Annotated in this window: 20 protein-coding genes; 10 read left to right on the top strand and 10 right to left on the bottom strand. The window is 70.7% G+C overall.

Going from position 1 to position 19,448, the window contains the following annotated elements; genetic code table 11:
* Positions 1 to 236: 236 nt before the first annotated feature.
* The 5 genes from RISW2_RS00905 to coxB form a co-directional block, all read right to left on the bottom strand.
* Entirely contained in the window at positions 237 to 1,037 is an 801-nt protein-coding gene (locus RISW2_RS00905) for a cytochrome c oxidase subunit 3 (protein WP_043765330.1), read from the bottom strand.
* A gap of 25 nt (positions 1,038 to 1,062) precedes the next feature.
* Entirely contained in the window at positions 1,063 to 1,650 is a 588-nt protein-coding gene (locus RISW2_RS00910) for a cytochrome c oxidase assembly protein (protein WP_043765332.1), read from the bottom strand.
* The gene (locus RISW2_RS00915; RefSeq protein ID WP_043765334.1) at positions 1,650 to 1,832 is read right to left on the bottom strand and encodes a hypothetical protein; all 183 of its coding nucleotides are present in this window, start codon (positions 1,830 to 1,832) and stop codon (positions 1,650 to 1,652) included. The genes RISW2_RS00910 and RISW2_RS00915 overlap by 1 nt, the downstream gene beginning before the upstream one ends.
* A complete protein-coding gene (cyoE, locus tag RISW2_RS00920) occupies positions 1,832 to 2,776 on the bottom strand; it encodes a heme o synthase (RefSeq protein WP_043765336.1) in 945 nt (314 codons plus the stop codon). Before cyoE ends, RISW2_RS00915 begins: the two co-directional genes overlap by 1 nt.
* A gap of 133 nt (positions 2,777 to 2,909) precedes the next feature.
* Complete coding sequence (gene coxB, locus RISW2_RS00925; protein WP_043765338.1) at positions 2,910 to 3,809, bottom strand: cytochrome c oxidase subunit II; 900 nt, start codon at positions 3,807 to 3,809, stop codon at positions 2,910 to 2,912.
* A 177-nt stretch (positions 3,810 to 3,986) separates the two neighbouring features.
* Between coxB and tldD the strand changes: the two genes are divergently transcribed.
* From tldD to RISW2_RS23380, 8 genes are all read left to right on the top strand, one after another.
* Complete coding sequence (gene tldD, locus RISW2_RS00930; protein ID WP_043765340.1) at positions 3,987 to 5,408, top strand: metalloprotease TldD; 1,422 nt, start codon at positions 3,987 to 3,989, stop codon at positions 5,406 to 5,408.
* Between the two features lie 259 nt (positions 5,409 to 5,667).
* Positions 5,668 to 6,813: a DNA-processing protein DprA gene (gene dprA / locus RISW2_RS00935; protein WP_084615199.1), complete on the top strand. Its 1,146-nt coding sequence runs from the start codon at positions 5,668 to 5,670 to the stop codon at positions 6,811 to 6,813.
* Positions 6,814 to 6,919: 106 nt separating this feature from the next.
* Complete coding sequence (gene topA / locus RISW2_RS00940) at positions 6,920 to 9,661, top strand: type I DNA topoisomerase (RefSeq protein ID WP_043765344.1); 2,742 nt, start codon at positions 6,920 to 6,922, stop codon at positions 9,659 to 9,661.
* A 138-nt stretch (positions 9,662 to 9,799) separates the two neighbouring features.
* Positions 9,800 to 10,498, top strand: a complete 699-nt coding sequence (locus RISW2_RS00945) for a CoA transferase subunit A (RefSeq protein WP_043765346.1) — start codon at positions 9,800 to 9,802, stop codon at positions 10,496 to 10,498.
* Positions 10,499 to 10,537: 39 nt separating this feature from the next.
* Positions 10,538 to 11,599 carry a PAS domain-containing protein gene (locus RISW2_RS00950; protein WP_051491709.1) on the top strand — a complete coding sequence of 354 codons (1,062 nt, stop codon included), beginning with the start codon at positions 10,538 to 10,540 and terminating at the stop codon, positions 11,597 to 11,599.
* 3 nt (positions 11,600 to 11,602) lie between these two features.
* Complete coding sequence (locus RISW2_RS00955; RefSeq protein WP_043765348.1) at positions 11,603 to 12,229, top strand: CoA transferase subunit B; 627 nt, start codon at positions 11,603 to 11,605, stop codon at positions 12,227 to 12,229.
* On the top strand, positions 12,222 to 12,512 hold the full coding sequence (locus RISW2_RS00960; protein WP_043765351.1) for a GNAT family N-acetyltransferase: 291 nt from the start codon (positions 12,222 to 12,224) through the stop codon (positions 12,510 to 12,512). The genes RISW2_RS00955 and RISW2_RS00960 overlap by 8 nt, the downstream gene beginning before the upstream one ends.
* A gap of 79 nt (positions 12,513 to 12,591) precedes the next feature.
* Positions 12,592 to 14,979, top strand: a complete 2,388-nt coding sequence (locus tag RISW2_RS23380) for a methyl-accepting chemotaxis protein (RefSeq protein WP_051491710.1) — start codon at positions 12,592 to 12,594, stop codon at positions 14,977 to 14,979.
* A 62-nt stretch (positions 14,980 to 15,041) separates the two neighbouring features.
* Here RISW2_RS23380 and RISW2_RS00970 read toward each other — a convergent pair whose 3' ends face one another.
* The 3 genes from RISW2_RS00970 to hisA form a co-directional block, all read right to left on the bottom strand.
* Entirely contained in the window at positions 15,042 to 15,356 is a 315-nt protein-coding gene (locus RISW2_RS00970; protein WP_043765353.1) for a phosphoribosyl-ATP diphosphatase, read from the bottom strand.
* Positions 15,353 to 16,111, bottom strand: coding sequence for an imidazole glycerol phosphate synthase subunit HisF (gene hisF / locus RISW2_RS00975; protein ID WP_043765355.1), 759 nt, complete (start codon positions 16,109 to 16,111; stop codon positions 15,353 to 15,355). The genes RISW2_RS00970 and hisF overlap by 4 nt, the downstream gene beginning before the upstream one ends.
* A gap of 302 nt (positions 16,112 to 16,413) precedes the next feature.
* The gene (gene hisA / locus RISW2_RS00980) at positions 16,414 to 17,136 is read right to left on the bottom strand and encodes a 1-(5-phosphoribosyl)-5-[(5-phosphoribosylamino)methylideneamino]imidazole-4-carboxamide isomerase (protein WP_043765357.1); all 723 of its coding nucleotides are present in this window, start codon (positions 17,134 to 17,136) and stop codon (positions 16,414 to 16,416) included.
* Between the two features lie 137 nt (positions 17,137 to 17,273).
* Here hisA and RISW2_RS00985 point away from each other — a divergent pair, with 137 nt between their 5' ends.
* Positions 17,274 to 17,660, top strand: a complete 387-nt coding sequence (locus RISW2_RS00985; protein WP_043765359.1) for a DUF2147 domain-containing protein — start codon at positions 17,274 to 17,276, stop codon at positions 17,658 to 17,660.
* Positions 17,661 to 17,715: 55 nt separating this feature from the next.
* Here the strand turns inward: RISW2_RS00985 and hisH are convergent, their stop codons facing one another.
* Both hisH and hisB read right to left on the bottom strand, forming a co-directional pair.
* On the bottom strand, positions 17,716 to 18,354 hold the full coding sequence (gene hisH / locus RISW2_RS00990; RefSeq protein ID WP_043765361.1) for an imidazole glycerol phosphate synthase subunit HisH: 639 nt from the start codon (positions 18,352 to 18,354) through the stop codon (positions 17,716 to 17,718).
* A 55-nt stretch (positions 18,355 to 18,409) separates the two neighbouring features.
* On the bottom strand, positions 18,410 to 18,997 hold the full coding sequence (gene hisB, locus RISW2_RS00995) for an imidazoleglycerol-phosphate dehydratase HisB (protein WP_043765362.1): 588 nt from the start codon (positions 18,995 to 18,997) through the stop codon (positions 18,410 to 18,412).
* Between the two features lie 158 nt (positions 18,998 to 19,155).
* On the opposite strand from hisB, the gene RISW2_RS01000 reads away from it, so the two are divergent.
* Positions 19,156 to 19,395 carry an Lrp/AsnC ligand binding domain-containing protein gene (locus tag RISW2_RS01000; RefSeq protein ID WP_043765364.1) on the top strand — a complete coding sequence of 80 codons (240 nt, stop codon included), beginning with the start codon at positions 19,156 to 19,158 and terminating at the stop codon, positions 19,393 to 19,395.
* Positions 19,396 to 19,448 lie beyond the last annotated feature (53 nt).

A 19,448-nucleotide genomic window follows, 5' to 3' on the forward strand; every position in this document is an offset into this window, starting at 1 on the left:
TGTGCCGTGTCAGGGCGCCTTGCTTTAGCGCCGAGCCGGGGGAAGGTTCAACCGGAAACGGTGCGGCCCGATGCCCCGGCGCGCGCACGGTTTCCGGCTTCTTCTTGGTGGAAATATCCCGGGAGCGCGAGGGCAGCGCCCTCGCATCCTCCTCCCGTTCCGGGCGCGCCGCCGCGAACGACTGACGCCCGCCGGTGGGGCGGGCGTCGGATGCCGGTCGCGCGTGTGGGGGCCGGTCAGCCGCCCCAGACGTAGACGGCGGCGAAGAGGAACAGCCACACCACGTCGACGAAGTGCCAGTACCAGGCGGCCGCCTCGAAGCCCACGTGCTTGTCCTGCGTGAAGTGGCCGCGCATCAGCCGCAGCAGGCAGACGAACAGGAAGATCGTGCCGATGATCACGTGCGCGCCGTGAAAGCCCGTCGCCATGAAGAAGTTTGCGCCGTAGATGTTGCCCGAGAAGCCGAACTGCGCGTGGCTGTACTCGTAGGCCTGGAACGCGGTGAAGATCAGGCCGAGCACGATCGCGATGGTCAGGCCCCACTTCATGTCCTTGCGGTTGTCCTCGTGCACCAGCGCGTGGTGCGCCCAGGTCGCCGCGGCGCCCGAGCAGAGCAGGATCAGCGTGTTGATCAGCGGCAGGTGCCAGGGGTCGAAGGTCTCGATGCCCGCGGGCGGCCAGACGCCGTCCACCGCCGGGCTCTCGGGGCCCATCGGGTACATGGCGTGCTTGAAGAACGACCAGAACCACGCGAAGAAGAACATCACCTCGGACATGATGAACAGGATGAAGCCGTAGCGCAGGCCGATCTGCACGACGGGCGTGTGGTCGCCCACGCTGCTTTCGGCCACGACCTCGGACCACCAGCCGAACATCGTGTAGAGCACGCCGACGAGGCCGATCAGGAACATCCACGGCCCGTTGTCGTGCATGTAGAGAACGCCGCCGAACAGCATAACGAAGCTCGACACGGCCGCGATCAGCGGCCAGAGCGACGGGCTCAGGATGTGGTAGTCGTGGTTTTTCGCGTGCGCCATTGGTCTGGTCCCCCGCTGGAAGGCGTCAGTTGACGGAAGTTTCTGTCGGATTGTCGGTGGCGAGATCCGCCCGTGCCGCGTCCTCGGGCAGGTCGATCTCGTAGAAGGTGTAGCTGAGCGTGATGGTCTTGGTGAACTTGGCGTCGCGGTCGTCCACGATGGCCGGGTCGACGTAGAAGTAGACCGGCATCTCGACCCGCTCGCCCGGCTGCAGAACCTGCTCGGTGAAGCAGAAGCACTGCACCTTGTTGAAATAGCTGCCCGCCGAGAACGGCGCCACGTTGTAGCCCGCCTGGCCCGCCACCGGGCGGTCGGTGGGGTTGTAGGCCTCGAAATAGGCAAGCCCGTCCTCGCCGATGCGCAGCGTCATCTCGCGCTCGACCGGCCGGAACTCCCAGGGCATGCCCGCTTCCTTGTTGGCGTCGAAGCGCACGGTGATGGTGCGGTCGAGGACGTCCGCGCTGCCCTGTTCCGCCACGCCGGTGGTGCCGCCGTAGCCCGTGACCGCGCAGAACCAGTTGTAGAGCGGGACCGACGCCCAGGCCATCGCGCCCATGAAGACGACGACGCCGCCAAGCTGCGCGACGGTGCGGGTTTTCGGATCCATCGCCATCAGTTCACGTCCTCCGTGGCAGGCGCGCCGGCCGTGTTCTGGGGCAGCGCGAAGTCGCCGCGCGTGACCTTGACCATGGTCAGGCCGAAGATCACCGCGATGAAGGCGGCAAGGGTCAGCGCGAGGCCGACATTGCGGCCCCGCCGCCGCCGGTGAAGCTCGTGTTCGGTGCGGAAGCTCATCAGATCGCTCCCCAGACGAAGCCCGCGCGATCGAGCGCCGCCTCGGCCAGAAGCGCGCCGAAATGCAGGAAGAGATAGAGGAGCGACAGCTTGAAGAAGCCCTTCTCGGCCGCGTAGCCGTCGGCCTCCGCGTCGGCCTCGTCGCGCTTCCAGATCGCCCAGGCACCGCGCAGGAACATCGCGTTCAGTGCCAGCGCCACGGCGAGGTAGAGCGGTCCGCCCGCCGAGGTGAAGCCCATGGCGACCGCGAGCAGCGCGAGGATGACGGTGTAGGCGAGGATGTGCGCGCGCGTCGCGGGACGCCCGTGCGTCACCGTCAGCATGGGCACGTTTGCGTCGTCGTAGTCCGAGCGCATGAAGAGCGCGAGCGCCCAGAAATGCGGCGGCGTCCACAGGAAGGTCAGCGCGAACATCAGGAGCGATTCGATGGAGATGCCACCGGTGGCCGCGGCCCAGCCGATCATCGGGGGAAAGGCGCCCGCGGCGCCGCCGATGACGATGTTCTGGGGCGTCCAGCGCTTGAGCCACATGGTGTAGACGACAACGTAGAAGAAGATCGTGAAGGCCAGGAGCCCGGCCGCGATCCAGTTGGTCGCGAGCCCGAGGAACACGACCGAGAAGCCCGACAGCGCCACGCCGAGGCCCAGCGCCTGCTCGCCCGTGACCCGCCCCGCGGGGATCGGCCGGCGCGCGGTGCGGCGCATGCGCGCGTCGATGTCGGCGTCCCACCACATGTTCAGGGCGCCCGAGGCGCCGCCGCCGATGGCGATGAAGAGGATGGCGCAGAAGGCGACGAAGGGGTGCATGTCCGCCGGCGCGGCCAGAAGCCCCACCAGCGCGGTGAAGACCACCAGCGTCATGACCCGTGGTTTCAGCAGCGCGAAGTAGTCGCGGAACTCGGCCTCGGTCTCGTATTGCGCGCTCTGAAGGCTGGCATCGCTCATGGGGCGTCCGGTTCCGTCTCTCGCCGGCCCTGTCGGTGGAACGCGCGGCCCCCGCAGGGCCGAAGGCCGGGGGCCGCGCATGGCGTCGGAATGTGGGGCGGGCGCCGGGCGGGCCGGCGCGCCGCGGATCGGATCAGTCGGCCGACGCGACCTGGATCGCCTCCGGGGCCGAGGGGGCCTCGGCGTATTCCTCGATCATCTCGGCCTTCCAGGTCTCGTATTCCTCCTCGCTGACCACCTTGACGGTGATCGGCATGTAGGCGTGCGCGATGCCGCAGAGTTCCGAGCACTGGCCGAAGTAGACGCCCTCGCGCTCGGGGGTGAACCACAGCTCGGCGAGACGGCCCGGAACCGCGTCCTGCTTCACGCCGAAGGCCGGGATGGTCCACGAGTGGATGACGTCGCCGCCGGTGATCTGCATCACGATCGTCTTGCCGACGGGCACCACGACGGCGGTGTCGGTGGCGAGGCGGAAGTGCTCCTCCTCGTAGCCGGCTTCCTGCAGCTGGGCGACGACCTCGTCGGTCAGGCGGTTGTCGCCGCCGGTCGCGGGCGAACCGATCATGTAGCTGTCGAAGGCGAAGCCGTCGTCGAGGTACTCGTGGTTCCAATACCACTGGTAGCCGGTCGCCTTGATGTAGATGTCGCCCTCGGGGATCTCCTGCTGCTTGAACAGCACGGGCAGCGAGAAGGCGCCGATGAAGACGAGGACGAGGATCGGGCCGACGGTCCACGCGATCTCGAGCGGCGAGTTGTGGGTGAAGCTGCCGGGGGTCGGGTTGGCCTTGCGGTTGTAGCGCACGATGCAGAACACGAGCAGCGCCGTCACGAGGATGGTGATCGCCGTGATGATGATCGTGACCATGCCGTCGAGCCAGTGGATGTCGCGGGCCAGCTCGGTCGCGCCGTACTGGAAGCCCATGCCGCCGTGGGTCGGCGCGCCCACCACCTCGAGCCCGTTGCCCGCGTCCTGCGCGGCGGCAGGGGCGGCAAAGGCGGTGGCGAGCCCCGTCAGCATCGTTCTGTTTCGCATGTCTCAACCCCGATCGGTTCACTGTCGGCCAAGCGGACGGTCGCGCGCGATCGCGGCGTCCCGTCCTTGTTGTTGCCGCTTAAAACCATATTCTCTCGGCCAGATAAAGAACCTGGCTTGCGGCAAACGGACGCTTGCGGCCACGGTCCCACATCCGCAGCCCGACCGGAGTGCCGCATGACAGATGCCCCCTTCCGCCCGTTCGAGACCCACCTGGACCGCGGCTGCGCCCTGGCGGAGCTGCGCGCGGCCCTCGCGGGCGCCGATGACGGCGAGCTTTTCCTCGAGCGGCGCCGCTCCGAGGGGCTGCTGTTCGACGATGGTCGCATCAAGACCGCAAGCTACGACAATTCCGAAGGTTTCGGGCTGCGTGCCGTGCGCGGCGAGGTGGCGGGCTATGCCCACGGGACCGACATCTCGGAAGCCGCGCTGAAACGCGCCGGAGAGACCGCGCGCCTCGCCGTGGGCGATGGCGGGGGCACCATGGCGGACGCGCCGGCGCGCACCAACCGCAGGCTCTACACCGATGCCGATCCCATCGCGGGCACCGACTTTCCGGTGAAGGTCGAGACCCTGTCCGAGATCGACGCCTTCGTCCGCGGGCTCGACCCGCGGGTGGTGCAGGTGACCGCCTCCATCGCCGCGTCCTGCCAGGAGGTGGCGATTCTGCGCGAGGACGATTCGCTCGTCACCGACATCCGGCCGATGACCCGCGTGAACGTCAGCGTCATCGTCGAGCAGGACGGCCGCCGCGAGAGCGGCAGTGCCGGCGGCGGCGGGCGCATCGCGCTCGACGGTCTGCTCGATCCGGCGGACTGGCAGGCCAAGGCGCGCGAGGCGCTGCGCATCGCGCTCGTGAACCTGCGCGCGGAGCCCGCGCCGGCGGGTGTTTTCGACATCGTGCTCGGGCCCGGCTGGCCCGGCATCCTGCTGCACGAGGCGGTCGGCCACGGGCTCGAGGGCGACTTCAACCGCAAGGGCACCTCGGCCTTCGCGGGGCTCATGGGCCGGCGTGTGGCGGCCCCCGGCGTCACCGTGCTCGACGACGGCACGATCCCCGACCGGCGGGGCTCGCTGACGGTGGACGACGAGGGGACGCCGTCTGGGCGCAACGTGCTGATCGAGGACGGGATCCTCACCGGCTACATGCAGGACCGCCAGAACGCGCGCCTGATGGGCGCCGCGCCTACGGGCAACGGGCGGCGCGAGAGCTACGCGCACCTCCCGATGCCGCGGATGACCAACACCTACATGCTGGGCGGCGACGCCACGCCGGGCGAGCTGGTGGCCGAGCTTAAGGACGGCATCTATGCCGTAGGCTTCGGCGGCGGGCAGGTGGACATCACCAACGGCAAGTTCGTCTTCTCCTGCACCGAGGCCTACCGCGTGCGGGACGGCAAGGTCGGCGCGCCGGTCAAGGGCGCGACGCTCATCGGCGACGGCGCGACGGCGCTCATGCAGATCCGCGGGATCGGCAACGACATGGCGCTCGATCCCGGGATGGGCAATTGCGGCAAGCAGGGCCAGTGGGTGCCGGTGGGCGTCGGCCTGCCCACGCTGCTGATCGGCGGGCTGACGGTGGGCGGCTCGGGCGGCTGATTCGGGCGGGCAGGGTGTCCGCGCGCCGGATCCGCGCCCGGCGCAGGCGCTGGGGTGCGCCGATCTCTGTCAGATTTTTCTGACAGTATTTGTCCCGCGAATGTAAATTGCCTCAGACACTTGGTGTCGCGATCCGCGCCGGAGCACCCGTGCACGGGGCCCGCGCGGCGGCGCGGCAGCCGTGCTCGCGCAGGGTCATTTACGGCTCGTTAACCGCACGATCCTAGAACGGTTCCTGCAAGGGACGGAGCCGGGCTGGATGGTCGAGCAACTCACTTCTTCCACTCACCCCCTACTCCCACCCACCACGGAAGACGACCGGCTCGCCTGGATCCGTCTCTTGCGCTCGCGGCGCGTCGGCGCCAGCACCTTCTACCGCCTTATGGCCGAACACGGCACCGCGCGGCAGGCGCTGGAGGCGCTGCCGGACATCGCCCGCGCTGCCGGGCTCGACGGCTACGAGGCCTTTTCCGAACGCGCCGCGCAGGCCGAGATGCAGGCCGCACGCCACGCCCGCGCCCGCATGATCTGCCGCGGCATGGCCGATTATCCCGCCCTACTGGCCGAGATCGCCGACCCGCCGCCCTTCTTCTGGGCGGTGGGCGACACCGCGCTCCTGAACCGGCCGGCGGTGGCGCTCGTGGGGGCGCGCAACGCGTCGTCCCTCGGCACGCGGATGGCGCGCCGCCTGGCCGAGGGCCTGGGCGCGCGCGGTCTCGTGATCGTCTCCGGGCTTGCCCGCGGCATCGACGCCGCGGCGCATGCGGCGAGCCTCGGGACCGGCACGCTCGCGGTCATGGGGGGCGGCGTGGACGTGCTCTACCCGGCCGAGAACGCGAAGCTCGCCGAGGACATCCCCGCGGCCTCGGGACTGAGGATCAGCGAGCAACCCATGGGTCTCCAGCCGCAGGCGCGGCACTTCCCGGCACGCAACCGCCTGATCTCCGGTCTCGCGCGGGCCGTGGTCGTGGTCGAGGCGGCGGCGAAGTCGGGCTCGCTCATCACCGCGCGCGCCGCACTCGACCAGGGGCGCGAGGTGCTGGCGGTGCCGGGCCATCCCTTCGACACGCGGGCAGGGGGCTGCAACCTGCTGATCCGCGACGGCGCGCGGCTCGTCCGCGGTCCCGAAGACGTGATCGAGGTGCTGGACCTGCCCGCCGTGGAGGGGCCGCAGCGCCAGTCGGTGCTGCCGCTGGCGCCGCCGGAGCCCGGACCGCCGCGCGCCGACGCGACGGCGCTGCACGCGCGCATCCTGTCGCGGCTCGGCGCGGCGCCCGTGGCCGAGGACCAGCTGATCCGCGACCTCGCCACGCCGCCCGACACCGTGATGCCCGCGCTGACCGAGCTCGAGCTCGACGGCCGCATCCGGCGGCATTCGGGCGGCCTTCTCGCGCTCGCCGTATGACCGGCGCAACGACGCCGCGACAGGCCAGATTGACAATCAGCTCTTGCACCCCACATCCTGCGCGGCCATAGAAAGCCCCGTTTTCCCGTCAGGAGTGGCTCCGGACATGCCCGTCGTCGTTGTCGAATCCCCGGCCAAGGCCAAGACGATCAACAAGTTCCTGGGATCGGACTACGTCGTTCTGGCCTCGTACGGACACGTGCGCGACCTGCCCGCCAAGGACGGCTCGGTCGATCCCGACAACGGCTTCGACATGACGTGGGAGGTCGGCAACGACAGCAAGAAGCACGTCAAGGCCATCGCCGACGCGCTCAAGGACGACAACGCGCTGATCCTCGCGACCGACCCCGACCGCGAGGGCGAGGCGATCTCGTGGCACCTGCGCGAGGCGCTGACCAAGCGGAAGTCGATCCGCAAGGACACCGACGTGCGCCGCGTCACCTTCAACGCCATCACCAAGGCGTCGGTGACCGAGGCGATGAAGAATCCCCGCGACATCGACGCCCCGCTGGTCGAGGCCTATCTGGCCCGCCGGGCGCTCGACTACCTCGTGGGCTTCAACCTCTCGCCGGTCCTGTGGCGCAAGCTGCCCGGCGCGCGCTCCGCGGGCCGCGTGCAGTCGGTCTGCCTGCGGCTCATCGTCGAGCGCGAGATGGAGATCGAGGCGTTCCGGCCGCGCGAGTACTGGTCGGTCAAGGCGCTGCTAACGACGCCGCGCGGCCAGGATTTCGAGGCGCGCCTCGTCACGCTCGCCGGCAAGAAGCTCGACCGCTACGACCTCGAGAACGAGACGCAGGCCGAGATGGCGGTGCAGGCAGTGGCGTCGCGCACGCTCAAGGTCACCTCGGTCGAGGCCAAGCCCGCGAACCGCAACCCGTCGGCGCCCTTCATGACCTCGACCCTCCAGCAGGAGGCGAGCCGCAAGTTCGGCATGGGGGCCAAGCAGTGCATGGCCGCGGCGCAGCGGCTCTACGAGGCGGGCCACATCACCTACATGCGGACCGACGGCATCGACATGGCGCCCGAGGCGGTGCACGCCGCCCGCGACGCGATCGCCAGCCGCTTCGGCAAGGAATACGTCCCCTCGTCGCCGCGCATGTACAAGAACAAGGCGAAGAACGCGCAGGAAGCGCACGAATGCATCCGGCCCACCGACATGGAGGCCGACGCGCAGGCGCTGAAGCTGACCGACGCCGACCAGCGCCGGCTCTACGACCTCATCTGGAAGCGCACGCTGGCCTGCCAGATGGAGGCCGCGCGGCTCGAGCGCACCACCGTCGAGATCGGCGCGCCGGACGGCCAGGTGGGCCTGCGCGCGACCGGCCAGGTGGTGCTTTTCGACGGCTTCATGCGGGTCTACGAGGAAGGCCGCGACGATGCGGGCGACGGTGACGACGACAGCCGGCTGCCGCAGATCATGGAGGGCGAGGCCGCCAGGTTCGCCGCCGCGGGGCTCCGCGCCGAGTTCGACAAGGCCGCGGGCACCGAGGGCGGCAGCGGAGAGACCACGCGCAACGGTGCGGCGCTCCTTGCCGCGCGGGACGCGGTGCTGGCGCTCCAGCACCACACCCAGCCGCCGCCGCGCTACACCGAGGCGACGCTCGTCAAGAAGATGGAGGAGCTGGGCATCGGCCGGCCCTCGACCTATGCGAGCGTGCTCTCGACGATCCAGGACCGCGAGTATGTCCGCAAGGACAAGAACCGGCTGATCCCCGAGGACAAGGGCCGGATCGTCACGATCTTCCTTCTGAATTTCTTCAAGCGGTACGTGGAATACGACTTCACCGCCGCGCTCGAGGACGAGCTCGACGACGTCTCCGCGGGCCAGATGGACTACAAGGAGCTTCTGCGGAAGTTCTGGCGCGACTTCTCGGCCGCCATCGCCGAGACGTCCGAGCTGCGCATCGCCGAGGTGCTCGACGTGCTGGACGATGCGCTGGCTCCGCAGCTCTACCCGCCGCGCGAGGACGGCACCGACCCGCGCACCTGCCCGCTCTGCGGCCAGGGGTCCCTGCACCTCAAGACCTCGCGCTCGGGCGGCTTCGTGGGCTGCTCGCGCTATCCCGAATGCCGCTACACGCGGCCGCTCGGCGGCGACGCGGCCGAGGCGCAGGACCGGGTCCTGGGCCACGACAACGGCGACGAGATCACCCTCCGGTCGGGCCGCTTCGGTCCTTACGTGCAGCGCGGTGAGCCGACCGAGGAGCAGCCGAAGCCGCCCCGCGCGAGCCTGCCCAAGGGCTGGGCCGCGGACGCGATGGACCTCGAGAAGGCACTGACGCTGCTCAGCCTGCCGCGGATCGTCGGCACCCATCCCGAGGACGGGGAGCCGATCGAGGCCGGCATCGGGCGCTACGGCCCCTTCGTGAAGCACAACAGGCTCTACGCGAACCTCAAGGAGGTCGACGAGGTCTTCGAGATCGGCATCAACCGCGCCGTGGACCTCCTGGCCGAGAAGGCCGCCAAGCGCGGCGGCGGGCGCGGCGCGGTCGCGCCGCTGAAGGAGCTGGGCGAGCATCCGTCCGAGGGCGGGCCGGTCAATGTCATGGAAGGCCGCTACGGTCCCTACGTGAAGTGGGGCAAGGTCAACGCGACCCTGCCCAAGGGCACCGAACCCGCGCAGGTCACGCTCGAGATGGCGGTCGAACTGATCGCCGAGAAGGCGTCGAAGTCCGGCACCAAGAAGGGCGGCGCGCGCAAGACCGCCGCCAAGTCCGCGAGCGGCACGGCCACCGCCAAGGCGCCCGCGGCCAAGAAGACGGCCGCGAAGAAGCCCGCCGCCAAGAAGGCGACGACCAAGGCAGCCGCCGACGCGGACAGCCCCGCCAAGAAACGCGCCAAGGGCTGATCCGGGCTCGGCCGGGGCGCCGGGGCTGCAGGCCGTTGCGCGCGGCCTGCGCAGGGCGCGCGCTGCGGCGTGGGGACATTTGACTCTGCACGTCCCCTTCGTCACATATCGGACAACCACGGCACGAGGGAGCGTTCCATGAAGAAAGTCTACGGTTCGGCGGCCGAGGCGCTGGACGGGCTGCTGTTCGACGGCATGACCATCGCGGCCGGCGGCTTCGGCCTCTGCGGCATCCCCGAACTCCTGATCGCGGCGCTCCGCGAGGCCGGCACGAAGGACCTGACCGTGGCGTCCAACAATGCGGGCGTCGACGGGTTCGGGTTGGGCCTGCTGCTGGAAAGCCGGCAGGTGAAGAAGATGATGTCGTCCTACGTGGGCGAGAACAAGGAATTCATGCGCCAGTACCTCGGGGGCGAGCTCGAGCTCGAGTTCAACCCGCAGGGCACGCTGGCCGAGCGGATGCGCGCCGGTGGCGCCGGCATCCCGGGCTTCTACACCAAGACCGGTGTCGGCACGCGCATCGCCGAGGGCAAGGAGGTCAAGCAGTTCGACGGCGAGGACTACATCCTCGAGCGCGGCATCGTCGCCGACCTGTCGATCGTGAAGGCCTGGAAGGCCGACACGACCGGGAACTGCATCTTCCGCAAGACCGCACGCAACTTCAATCCGCCGGCCGCGATGTGCGGCAAGGTCTGCGTGATGGAGGTCGAGGAGATCGTCGAGCCCGGCACGCTCGATCCCGACCACGTCCATCTGCCCGGCATCTACGTCCACCGGCTGATCCAGGGCGCACACGAGAAACGCATCGAACAGCGCACCACCCGACCCGCCGCCTGACCGGCCCGGTGCGCCCGCAGACACGAGGTTGACGGTCCCGTGACCACCACCACCGGTTCCCGACGCAGGTTGACCGCGGTCCTCGACGACCGCGAGGCGCTGGCCGGTTTCTCGCGTCTCGGGATCTCGCTGATCATCACAAACCCGCGGGCGCCCGACAATCCGATCGTCTACGTGAACGACGCCTTCGAGCGCACCACCGGTTATTCGCGCTCGTCCGTCATCGGGCGGAACTGCCGGTTCCTGCAGGGCGAACGCACGGACAAGCGGGCGGTCGACCGGATCCGGCACGCGGTCGAGGCCGGTCGCGACGTGTCGGTCGACATCCTGAACTACCGCGCCTCGGGCGAGCCCTTCATGAACCGCCTGGTGATCGCCCCGATCGAGGGGGACGACGGCACGCCGCTGTTCTATCTCGGCCTGCAGAAGGAACTGCGCGACGGCGAGGACGACGGCCCGGGCCTGAGCGATCTCAGGCTCGACATGATCCGCTCGCGCGTGCACGGCGACCTGGGGCTGATCCTCACCAACATGAGCCGCCCCTCGCTGCGGCTGAGCCTCGACGACCCGCTGCACGAGGTCGAGGCGCTGCCGCGGCGGCTGGAATGCCTGCAGCTCGTCTACGAGGAACTGCGCCAGACCGACGAGATGATCGAGCGGGTGGGCATCGACCTCGGCTCGCTGCTCGCGCGCATCGCGACCAACGTGGCCTATCACGAGGGTCGCCCGGGCGTGCGCTTCGTGCAGCAGATCGACCCGATCGAGATCAACCTCGAGACCGCGACGCGCGTGGGGCTGATCCTGTCCGAGACGCTGTCGAACGCCTTCAGCCATGCCTTCGTCGGGCTCGACCAGGGCTTCATCGACCTGCGCGTGACCCGCCTCGCCGCGGGCGGCCTGCGGATGATGGTGTCGGATGACGGCGTCGGCATCCCCGCCAAGATCGCGTGGCCCTCGGAGGCGACGGTGGGCGGACGCCTGATCGCCGCGCTGCTCGAGGGCCTCGACGCCACAATCAACGTCGCCCGGGGGGCTGCCGGCACGGTCGTGATGATCGACGTGCCGATGGATCCCGGCGCATCGACCACTGAAGGAGACTGAGCAATGCCGTGGGATCGCAACCAGATGGCCGCGCGCGCGGCGCAGGAGCTCGAGGACGGCACCTATGTCAACCTCGGGATCGGCATCCCGACGCTGGTGCCGAACCACATCCCCGAGGGGGTCCACGTGACGCTGCAATCCGAGAACGGGATGCTCGGCATGGGCCCGTTCCCGATCGAGGGGGAGGAGGATCCCGACCTCATCAACGCCGGCAAGCAGACCATCACCGAGCTGCCGCACACGGCCTATTTCGACAGTGCCACGAGCTTTGCCATGATCCGCGGCGGCAAGATCGCCATGGCGATCCTCGGCGCCATGGAGGTGGCCGAAAACGGCGACCTCGCGAACTGGATGATCCCCGGCAAGCTGGTCAAGGGCATGGGCGGCGCGATGGACCTCGTCGCCGGCGTGCGCCGCGTGATCGTGGTCATGGATCATACCAACAAGGCGGGCGAGCCGAAGCTGCTGCGGGAATGCACGCTGCCGCTGACCGGCACGGGTGTCGTCAACCGGATCATCACCGATCTCGGCGTGCTCGACGTGGTCGAGGGCGGGCTCCGCATCGTCGAGACCGCGCCCGGCGTGACCGAGGACGAGATCCGCGAAAAGACCGAGGCGACGATTGTCTGAGGACGGCATCGTCCGCGAGACCACCGGCAGCAAGGGCCGCTACGTCCTGCGCCGGGACGGTGCCGAGGCGGAGCTGACCTATTCGATCCTCTCCGCCGCAACGATCATCGCCGACCACACCGAAGTGCCGGACGCGTTGCGCGGGACCGGCGCCGGCCAGGCGCTGGTCGAGCGGCTGGTGGCGGATGCGCGGGCCGAGGGGGTCAAGATCGTGCCGCTCTGCCCCTTCGTGAACGCCCAGCGGCGGCGGCACCCGGAATGGGCGGACGTGTTCCAGACGTGACCGGCGCGCGTTAGCGCGCGGTTAGGAGTCCCTGCGCTATGCGTGGCGCCCACCAGGGATTGCCACAAGGTCCGCGCGCATGTCCGCATCGATTCGCTCCAAGGTCGGCTGGGGGTTCGCACTCTTCGCCTGCGTCATGCTGCTCACGCAGGGTGCCACGTATCTCACGGTGCGTGCGCTTGCGGGGGAGGGGCTCTTCGCCGCCCGCGCGCTGTCGCCGGTCGCCACGGGGGCGCAGCATCTCAGGGGGGACGTGGCGGTGGCGACGACCCTCCTGCTGCGCGGCGCCGCCGGGGAGGAGCCGTTCGATCCCGCCGCCGTCTCGCGCACCTTCGAGGAGGCGCAGCGACGCCTGGCCGAGGTCATGCGCGACGCCGAGGAGCGGTTGCCGCAGGACGACGACCTTGCCTCGCTCGGCGCGGCCCTCCGGCAGGCCGAGACGCGGCTCGCCGCGCTTGTCGCGGCGGCGGACCGGCGGCTCGCCCTCATCGGAAACGCGGTGGGCGTGGGCAGCGACGCCGACGTGATTTTCGACGCGCTCTACGACGACCTCGTGGCGCGGCTCGCGACCCTCGCCGCGCTGCCGGAGCTGCGCGCGGAGGCCCCAGCGCAGGCGCGCGCAGGCGAGGCGCGGCATGCGCTCGCCCATGGACACCTGATCCTGGCCGAGATCCTCGGCGGCGACGGCGGCGAAAGCTTTGCCGAGGTGGCGGCGTCGTTCGATGCGGCGCGCACCGCCGTGGTGGCGCTCGCGGCGGCGGGCGCGGACGGTCGCCTCGACGCCATCGCCGGTGACATCGACCGCCTGTCCGCGCTGGCCGAGGAGCGGCACGCGGCCTCGGTCGCCCGGCGCGGCCAGATCGCCGAGGCCGACACCGCCTTCCGCACCGCGCTCGACGCGGCGACGGGCGCGACCGACGCGGTGGTGCGCATCGTCGAGGGCCAGATGGCGGTCGCCGCCGACCGCATGCTCGAGAGCCGCAACCATGCCATGGTCAACGTGGCGGCAGCGCTCGCCGTGGTCATCGCGCTTGCCGGCGCGGCCTACATCCTGCTGAACGCGCGCGTGGTGCGCCGCATCCTCGACCTGCAGCGCAGCATGGACCGGCTGATCGCCGGCGATCTCGGCGCAGAGATGCCGGGATGGGAGAGCCGGGACGAACTCGGTCACCTGCGGACCTCGATGACCGTCTTCCGCGACACGCTGGTCGAGCGCGACCGGCTCGAGGCCCGGCGCCGCGAGGCCGAGGCACGCGAGCGCGACGCGCGCGACGCGGCCGCCCGCGCCGCCGCCGAGGAGGAGGCCCGCGAGCGCAGCCGCGCCGAGCAGGAACAGGGTGCCGCCGCGCGCCGGCAGGCCGAGGAGCAGAGCGCTGCGGCCGACATCACGCTCGTCGTGCAGGACTGGGCGCGCGGCGACTTCTCGCGCGACCTCTCGCTCGAGGGCAAGGCCGGGGTCTACCGCGACCTCTGCGAGGGGCTGAACGGCATCGCCGCGGCGACGCGCGGGGCGCTCGACGACATCGTGGCGGCGCTGCGCGCGCTCTCGGACGGCGACCTGACCTACCGGACGTCACGCGCGCATGCGGGCGTGTTCCGCGAACTCGGGCAGGCGGTCGACGCCTGCGCCGGCAGCATCGCGGACGCGGTGCGCCGCATCCGCGCCGCCGGCGAATCAGTCGACGGCGGGGCCCGCACCATCGGCGCCTCGGCCGAGGACATGGCCCGCCGGACCGAGCAGACCGCGGCCACCCTCGAGGAGACCGCCACCGGGATCGAGGAGATGGCGAAGGCGCTGAAGGCGACCGAGGCCGCCGCCGCCGAGACCAGCACCTCGGTGCAGGAGATCGACCGCGGCGCGGCACAGGGCACCGAGGTCGTGTCGAACGCGATCGCCGCCATGCGCGAGATCGAGGGCTCGTCGGACGCGATCCGGCGCATCATCGAGGTGATCGACGGCATCTCCTTCCAGACCAACCTGCTCGCCCTGAACGCGGGCGTCGAGGCCGCGCGGGCCGGCGAGGCGGGGCGCGGCTTCGCGGTCGTGGCCTCTGAGGTGCGGGCGCTTGCGTCGCGGTCGTCCGAGGCCTCGCGCGAGATCGAGGCGCTCATCGCCGAGAGCGGCCGGCACGTGGGCAACGGCGTGTCGCTGGTGAATCAGACGGGCGAGGCGCTGGCCCAGATCGCGGGATCGGTGACCGCGATCAGCGCGCGCATCCAGGACATCGCCGGCGCCTCGCGCGAGACCGCCGGACGCGTGACCGAGATCAGCCGCGCCACGAGCGCGCTCGAGCGCGCGACGCAACAGAGCGCGGCGATGTTCGAACAGACCAATGCCGCGGTGCAGGCGCTCCGGGACGAATCGGCGGGGCTGATGCAGGCGGTCGGCCGCTTCCGCGTCGCCGCCGAGCCGGGATTGGACGCGCACCGCGCACCCGCCCGGGGCGAGATGCGGCGCAGCGCGTGACGCGGAGGCGCGCCGCGGCCGCGGCGGACCACCCGACCGGGACCGGGCGCGGCCCAGGCCGGTCAGGGGGTGCCGCGCGCGGCCTTTTCCGCGAGGCCCGAGCGGTGCTGTCGCGCGGCCAGTTCCGTCATGACGTCGGCCACGGGAACCTCCGCCGCGTGCAGCAGCACGAGGAGGTGGTAGAGCACGTCGGCCGCCTCGGCGGTGAGGGCCGCGCGGTCGCCGCGGACCGCCGCGACGATCGCCTCGACCGCTTCCTCGCCGAACTTCTCGGCGCACTTGTCGGTGCCCCTGGACAGGAGCGTCGCGGTCCAGCTCTCGCCCGGCGCGGCGGAGGCCCGCGCGGCGACGATGCGCTCGAGCTCGTCGAGCGTCATGCTCGCACCGGGATGCCGGCGGCGGCCATGTGGTCCTTGGCCTCTCCGATGGTGAAGGTGCCGAAATGGAAGATCGACGCGGCAAGCACCGCGGACGCTCCGCCCTCGGTCACGCCCTCGACCAGGTGATCGAGCGTGCCGACGCCGCCGCTCGCGATCACCGGCACCGGCACCGCGCCCGACACCGCGCGCGTGAGCGGGATGTCGAAGCCCTCCTTGGTGCCGTCGCGGTCCATGGATGTCAGCAGGATCTCGCCCGCGCCCTTGGCCGCCATCTCCATCGCGAAGTCGAGCGCGTCGATGCCGGTGGCGCGGCGGCCGCCATGGGTGAAGATTTCCCACCGGCCGTCGCCGGTGCTCTTTGCGTCGATCGCGACCACGATGCACTGGCTGCCGAACCGGTCGGCGGCCGCCGTCACCACGTCGGGATCGGCCACCGCGGCGGAGTTGAAGCTCACCTTGTCGGCGCCCGCCAGCAGAAGCTTGCGCACGTCGTCGACGCTACGCACGCCGCCGCCCACGGTCAGCGGGATGAAGCACTGCTCGGCCGTGCGGGTCACCACGTCGAGCATGGTCTCGCGGTTCTCGTGCGTCGCGCCGATGTCGAGGAAGCAGATCTCGTCCGCCCCCGCCGCGTCATAGGCCCGCGCGGCATCGACCGGGTCGCCGGCATCGCGCAGATCGACGAAGTTCACGCCCTTGACCACGCGGCCGTCGGCCACGTCGAGGCAGGGGATGATGCGGGTCTTCAGCATGGCTCCTCCGTGCGCCGTCTGCGGGCGATATGCCGAAGCCGCGGCGAAAGCGCAACCGCACCGCGTGCGCCGGAGTGCCGAGACGCACCGGGAGGTCGGGCTCCCGAGGCGCTGTGCGGCCGTTGGGGGGCGGGTGCGCGGCCGGGCGCGGTCCGCGCAGCGCATGGGGCCCGCCGGGGTGCCGTCGGCGATGCCGCGCCGATGCGGGCTGCGGCCGCGCGCCGTCACGCCACGCCGCGCACCTTGCGCGGGCGAGGGCGCGCCGCACGGCTGCTGGCGCGTCGAGCCGATCTTCGGGAATGCTAGGCCGTGCCGAGCGCCGCCAGCGCCTCGCCCAGGTCCAGCGCGCCGTCGTAGAGCGCCCGGCCCGAGATCGCGCCCGCGATCGCGCCGGTGTCCCGCAGCGCGAGGAGGTCGGCGAGCGAGGCGACGCCCCCCGAGGCGATCACGGGGATGTCGACGGCGCGGCCCAGCGCCGCGGTCGCGTCGATATTGGGGCCGCCCATTGCGCCGTCTCGGTCGATGTCGGTGTAGACGATCGCCGCGACGCCCGCGTCCTCGAACTGCCGGGCGAGGTCGGTCGCCTCGACATCCGTGGCCTCGGCCCATCCCTTGGTCGCGACCCGGCCGCCGCGCGCGTCGATTCCCACGGCCACCCGGCCGGGATGCGCGCGCGCCGCGCGGCGCACGAGATCCGGGTCCTCGACCGCGACGGTGCCGAGGATCACCCGGGCGAGCCCGCGGTCGAGCCAGCGCTCGATCGTCTCCATGTCGCGGATGCCGCCACCGAGCTGCACCGGCACGTCCACCGCCGCGAGGATCGCCTCGACCGCGTCGGCGTTCACCGGGCGCCCTGCGAAGGCGCCGTTCAGGTCGACGAGGTGCAGCCAGCGGCAGCCCGCCGCGACGAAGGCGCGGGCCTGCGCCGCGGGATCGTCGTTGAACACGGTCGAGGTGTCCATGTCGCCGCGCAGCAGCCGCACCGCCTGCCCGTCCTTCAGGTCGATCGCGGGATAGAGGATCATGGCGGCGCTCCGGTCTGCTGTGGCGTGACGCGCATGGCATGACGGAACGGCATTTGCAACGCGACCTCGCGTCAGTCTTGATCGGCACGGGGCGCCGCGCTCAGGCTCGCGCCATCACGCTCACGGGAGGAGAGACCATGAAGAGAGCGATGGCGGCACTTGCGCTGGTGCTGGCGGCGGGGACCGCCGCGGCGGCAGACCCGGTGCTCGGCACCTGGAAGACGGAAGCGGACGACGGGTCCTACGCCTTTGTCGGCATGAAGCCCTGCGGCGACAAGATCTGCGGCACCATCGACCGGACGTTCAACGCGCAGGGCGAGTACCGCTCGCCCAATATCGGCGAGTACCTCGTGCTCAACATGGTGCCGCAGGACGGCAACCGCTACGAGGGCCGGGTGTGGCGGCCGTCGAACGACAAGGTCTATCTGGGCAAGATGGAGCTCTCGGGCGACAGCCTGAAGCTGTCGGGCTGCGTCGCGGGCGGGCTCCTGTGCTCGAGCCAGACCTGGAGCCGCGTGCGCTGAGGCAGGCCGGCGATCCGGCGCGCAGGCCCCCGCGCGCCGGGACACCCGCTGCGGCTCAGGGGCGCCACTTCAGAAAGTTCGCGATCATCCGCAGGCCGGTGGGTCCGCTCTTTTCCGGGTGGAACTGAAGGCCCACGCTGCTGCCCGCGGCAACGATGGCGGTGACGTCCTCGCCGTATTCCACCCGCGCCACGCGCTGCGCCGGATCGGCCATGCGCACGTGGTAGGAGTGCACGAAATAGGCATGCGCGCCGGTCTCGATCCCCTCGAGCACCGGGTGGGGCAGGTCGACGATCAGGTCGTTCCAGCCCATGTGCGGCACCTTGAGCGCCGGGTCGGACGGTGTGATCTTCATCACCTCGCCGTCGATCCAGCCCAGCCCCTCGGTCTCGGCGTATTCGTGACCCTTTCGGGCCATGAGCTGCATGCCGACGCAGATGCCGAGGAACGGCACGCCGCGGTGTTCCACGGCTTCGACCAGCGCCTCGTGCACGCCGTCCACGGCGCGCAGCGCGCTCGCGCAGGCGGGGAAGGCGCCGTCGCCCGGCAGCACCAGCCGGTCGGCCCGCGCCACCACGTCGGCATCGGCGGTCACCACCACCTCGCCTGCGTCGGTCTCGCGCGCCATCTTCTGGAAGGCCTTGTCGGCGGAATGCAGGTTGCCGCTCTCGTAGTCGATGATCGCTGTCAGCATCGGTCCCGTGGTCCCGTCGTTCTGTGACTTGTCGGTGCCCGCGCGCGGGCGGTGTCTAGAGCGTGCCCTTGGTGGAGGGGATGGCGCCGCCGCGCCGCGGATCGGGCTCGAGCGCGTCGCGCAGCGCCCGTGCCACCGCCTTGAACGCGGCCTCGGCGATGTGGTGGCTGTTGATCCCGCGCAGCACGTCCACGTGCAGCGTGATGCCCCCATGGGTCGCGAGGGCCTGGAAGAACTCGCGCACGAGCTCGGTGTCGAAGGTGCCGATGGCGGCGGTCGGGAACTCGGCGTTCCAGACGAGGTAGGGCCGGCCCGAGAGGTCGAGCGCGGCGCGCACCAGCGCGTCGTCCATGGGCAGGTGGCAGGACCCGTAGCGGCGGATGCCGGCCTTGTCGCCGATCGCGCGCGTCAGCGCCTGGCCGATGGCGATGCCGCAATCCTCGACGCTGTGGTGGTCGTCCACGTGGCGGTCGCCGTCGCAGGTCACGGCGAGGTCGATCATCGCGTGGCGCGCCAGCTGGTCCAGCATGTGGTCGAAGAAGCCGACGCCGCTCCGGGCCTCGGACTGGCCGGTGCCGTCGAGATCGAGCGTGACCGCGATGTCGGTCTCGGCGGTGGTGCGGGTGACGCTGGCCTTGCGCATCGGGGGGCTCCTCGGGGGTGGTCGGGGCGGGTTATAGGCGGCGGGCGCGGCAAGTCCAAGGGGAGACCGCCCGGTACCGGCGGCCATTGCGGGCCGGACGGTGTTGTGCCAGCGTCGCCACGGCGGCCCGCGGGGGCCGCGCGAAGGAGGTTCCGCCCATGACCGTCTGCGTCTTCGTCCAGCTCCGCTGCACGCCGGGAAAGACCTATCGCGTCGCCGAGGACATCGCGCTGCGCGAGATGCATTCCGAGCTCTTCTCGACCTCGGGCGAATGGGATCTGCTGATGAAGATCTACATCCCCGACGGCGAGGACGTGGGGAAGTACATCAACGAGCGGCTGCTCGACATTCCGCACATCGAACGCTCGCTGACCACGCTGACCTTCAAGGCGTTCTAGACGGACCGCACAGGGACAGGCTGCCGCCCGTCATTCCGTCACGGATCGTGGCG

This window comes from Roseivivax isoporae LMG 25204 (assembly GCF_000521865.1).
Lineage (GTDB): Bacteria > Pseudomonadota > Alphaproteobacteria > Rhodobacterales > Rhodobacteraceae > Roseivivax > Roseivivax isoporae.

Excerpts from the sequence above, each read along its gene's own strand:
- RISW2_RS00905 (WP_043765330.1), bottom strand. The coding sequence starts at position 1,037 with ATGGCGCACGCGAAAAACCACGACTACCACATCCTGAGCCCGTCGCTC.
- RISW2_RS00910 (WP_043765332.1), bottom strand. The coding sequence starts at position 1,650 with ATGGCGATGGATCCGAAAACCCGCACCGTCGCGCAGCTTGGCGGCGTC.
- RISW2_RS00915 (WP_043765334.1), bottom strand. The coding sequence starts at position 1,832 with ATGAGCTTCCGCACCGAACACGAGCTTCACCGGCGGCGGCGGGGCCGC.
- cyoE (WP_043765336.1), bottom strand. The coding sequence starts at position 2,776 with ATGAGCGATGCCAGCCTTCAGAGCGCGCAATACGAGACCGAGGCCGAG.
- coxB (WP_043765338.1), bottom strand. The coding sequence starts at position 3,809 with ATGCGAAACAGAACGATGCTGACGGGGCTCGCCACCGCCTTTGCCGCC.
- tldD (WP_043765340.1), top strand. The coding sequence starts at position 3,987 with ATGACAGATGCCCCCTTCCGCCCGTTCGAGACCCACCTGGACCGCGGC.
- dprA (WP_084615199.1), top strand. The coding sequence starts at position 5,668 with ATGGTCGAGCAACTCACTTCTTCCACTCACCCCCTACTCCCACCCACC.
- topA (WP_043765344.1), top strand. The coding sequence starts at position 6,920 with ATGCCCGTCGTCGTTGTCGAATCCCCGGCCAAGGCCAAGACGATCAAC.
- RISW2_RS00945 (WP_043765346.1), top strand. The coding sequence starts at position 9,800 with ATGAAGAAAGTCTACGGTTCGGCGGCCGAGGCGCTGGACGGGCTGCTG.
- RISW2_RS00955 (WP_043765348.1), top strand. The coding sequence starts at position 11,603 with ATGCCGTGGGATCGCAACCAGATGGCCGCGCGCGCGGCGCAGGAGCTC.
- RISW2_RS23380 (WP_051491710.1), top strand. The coding sequence starts at position 12,592 with ATGTCCGCATCGATTCGCTCCAAGGTCGGCTGGGGGTTCGCACTCTTC.
- RISW2_RS00970 (WP_043765353.1), bottom strand. The coding sequence starts at position 15,356 with ATGACGCTCGACGAGCTCGAGCGCATCGTCGCCGCGCGGGCCTCCGCC.
- hisF (WP_043765355.1), bottom strand. The coding sequence starts at position 16,111 with ATGCTGAAGACCCGCATCATCCCCTGCCTCGACGTGGCCGACGGCCGC.
- hisA (WP_043765357.1), bottom strand. The coding sequence starts at position 17,136 with ATGATCCTCTATCCCGCGATCGACCTGAAGGACGGGCAGGCGGTGCGG.
- RISW2_RS00985 (WP_043765359.1), top strand. The coding sequence starts at position 17,274 with ATGAAGAGAGCGATGGCGGCACTTGCGCTGGTGCTGGCGGCGGGGACC.
- hisH (WP_043765361.1), bottom strand. The coding sequence starts at position 18,354 with ATGCTGACAGCGATCATCGACTACGAGAGCGGCAACCTGCATTCCGCC.
- hisB (WP_043765362.1), bottom strand. The coding sequence starts at position 18,997 with ATGCGCAAGGCCAGCGTCACCCGCACCACCGCCGAGACCGACATCGCG.
- RISW2_RS01000 (WP_043765364.1), top strand. The coding sequence starts at position 19,156 with ATGACCGTCTGCGTCTTCGTCCAGCTCCGCTGCACGCCGGGAAAGACC.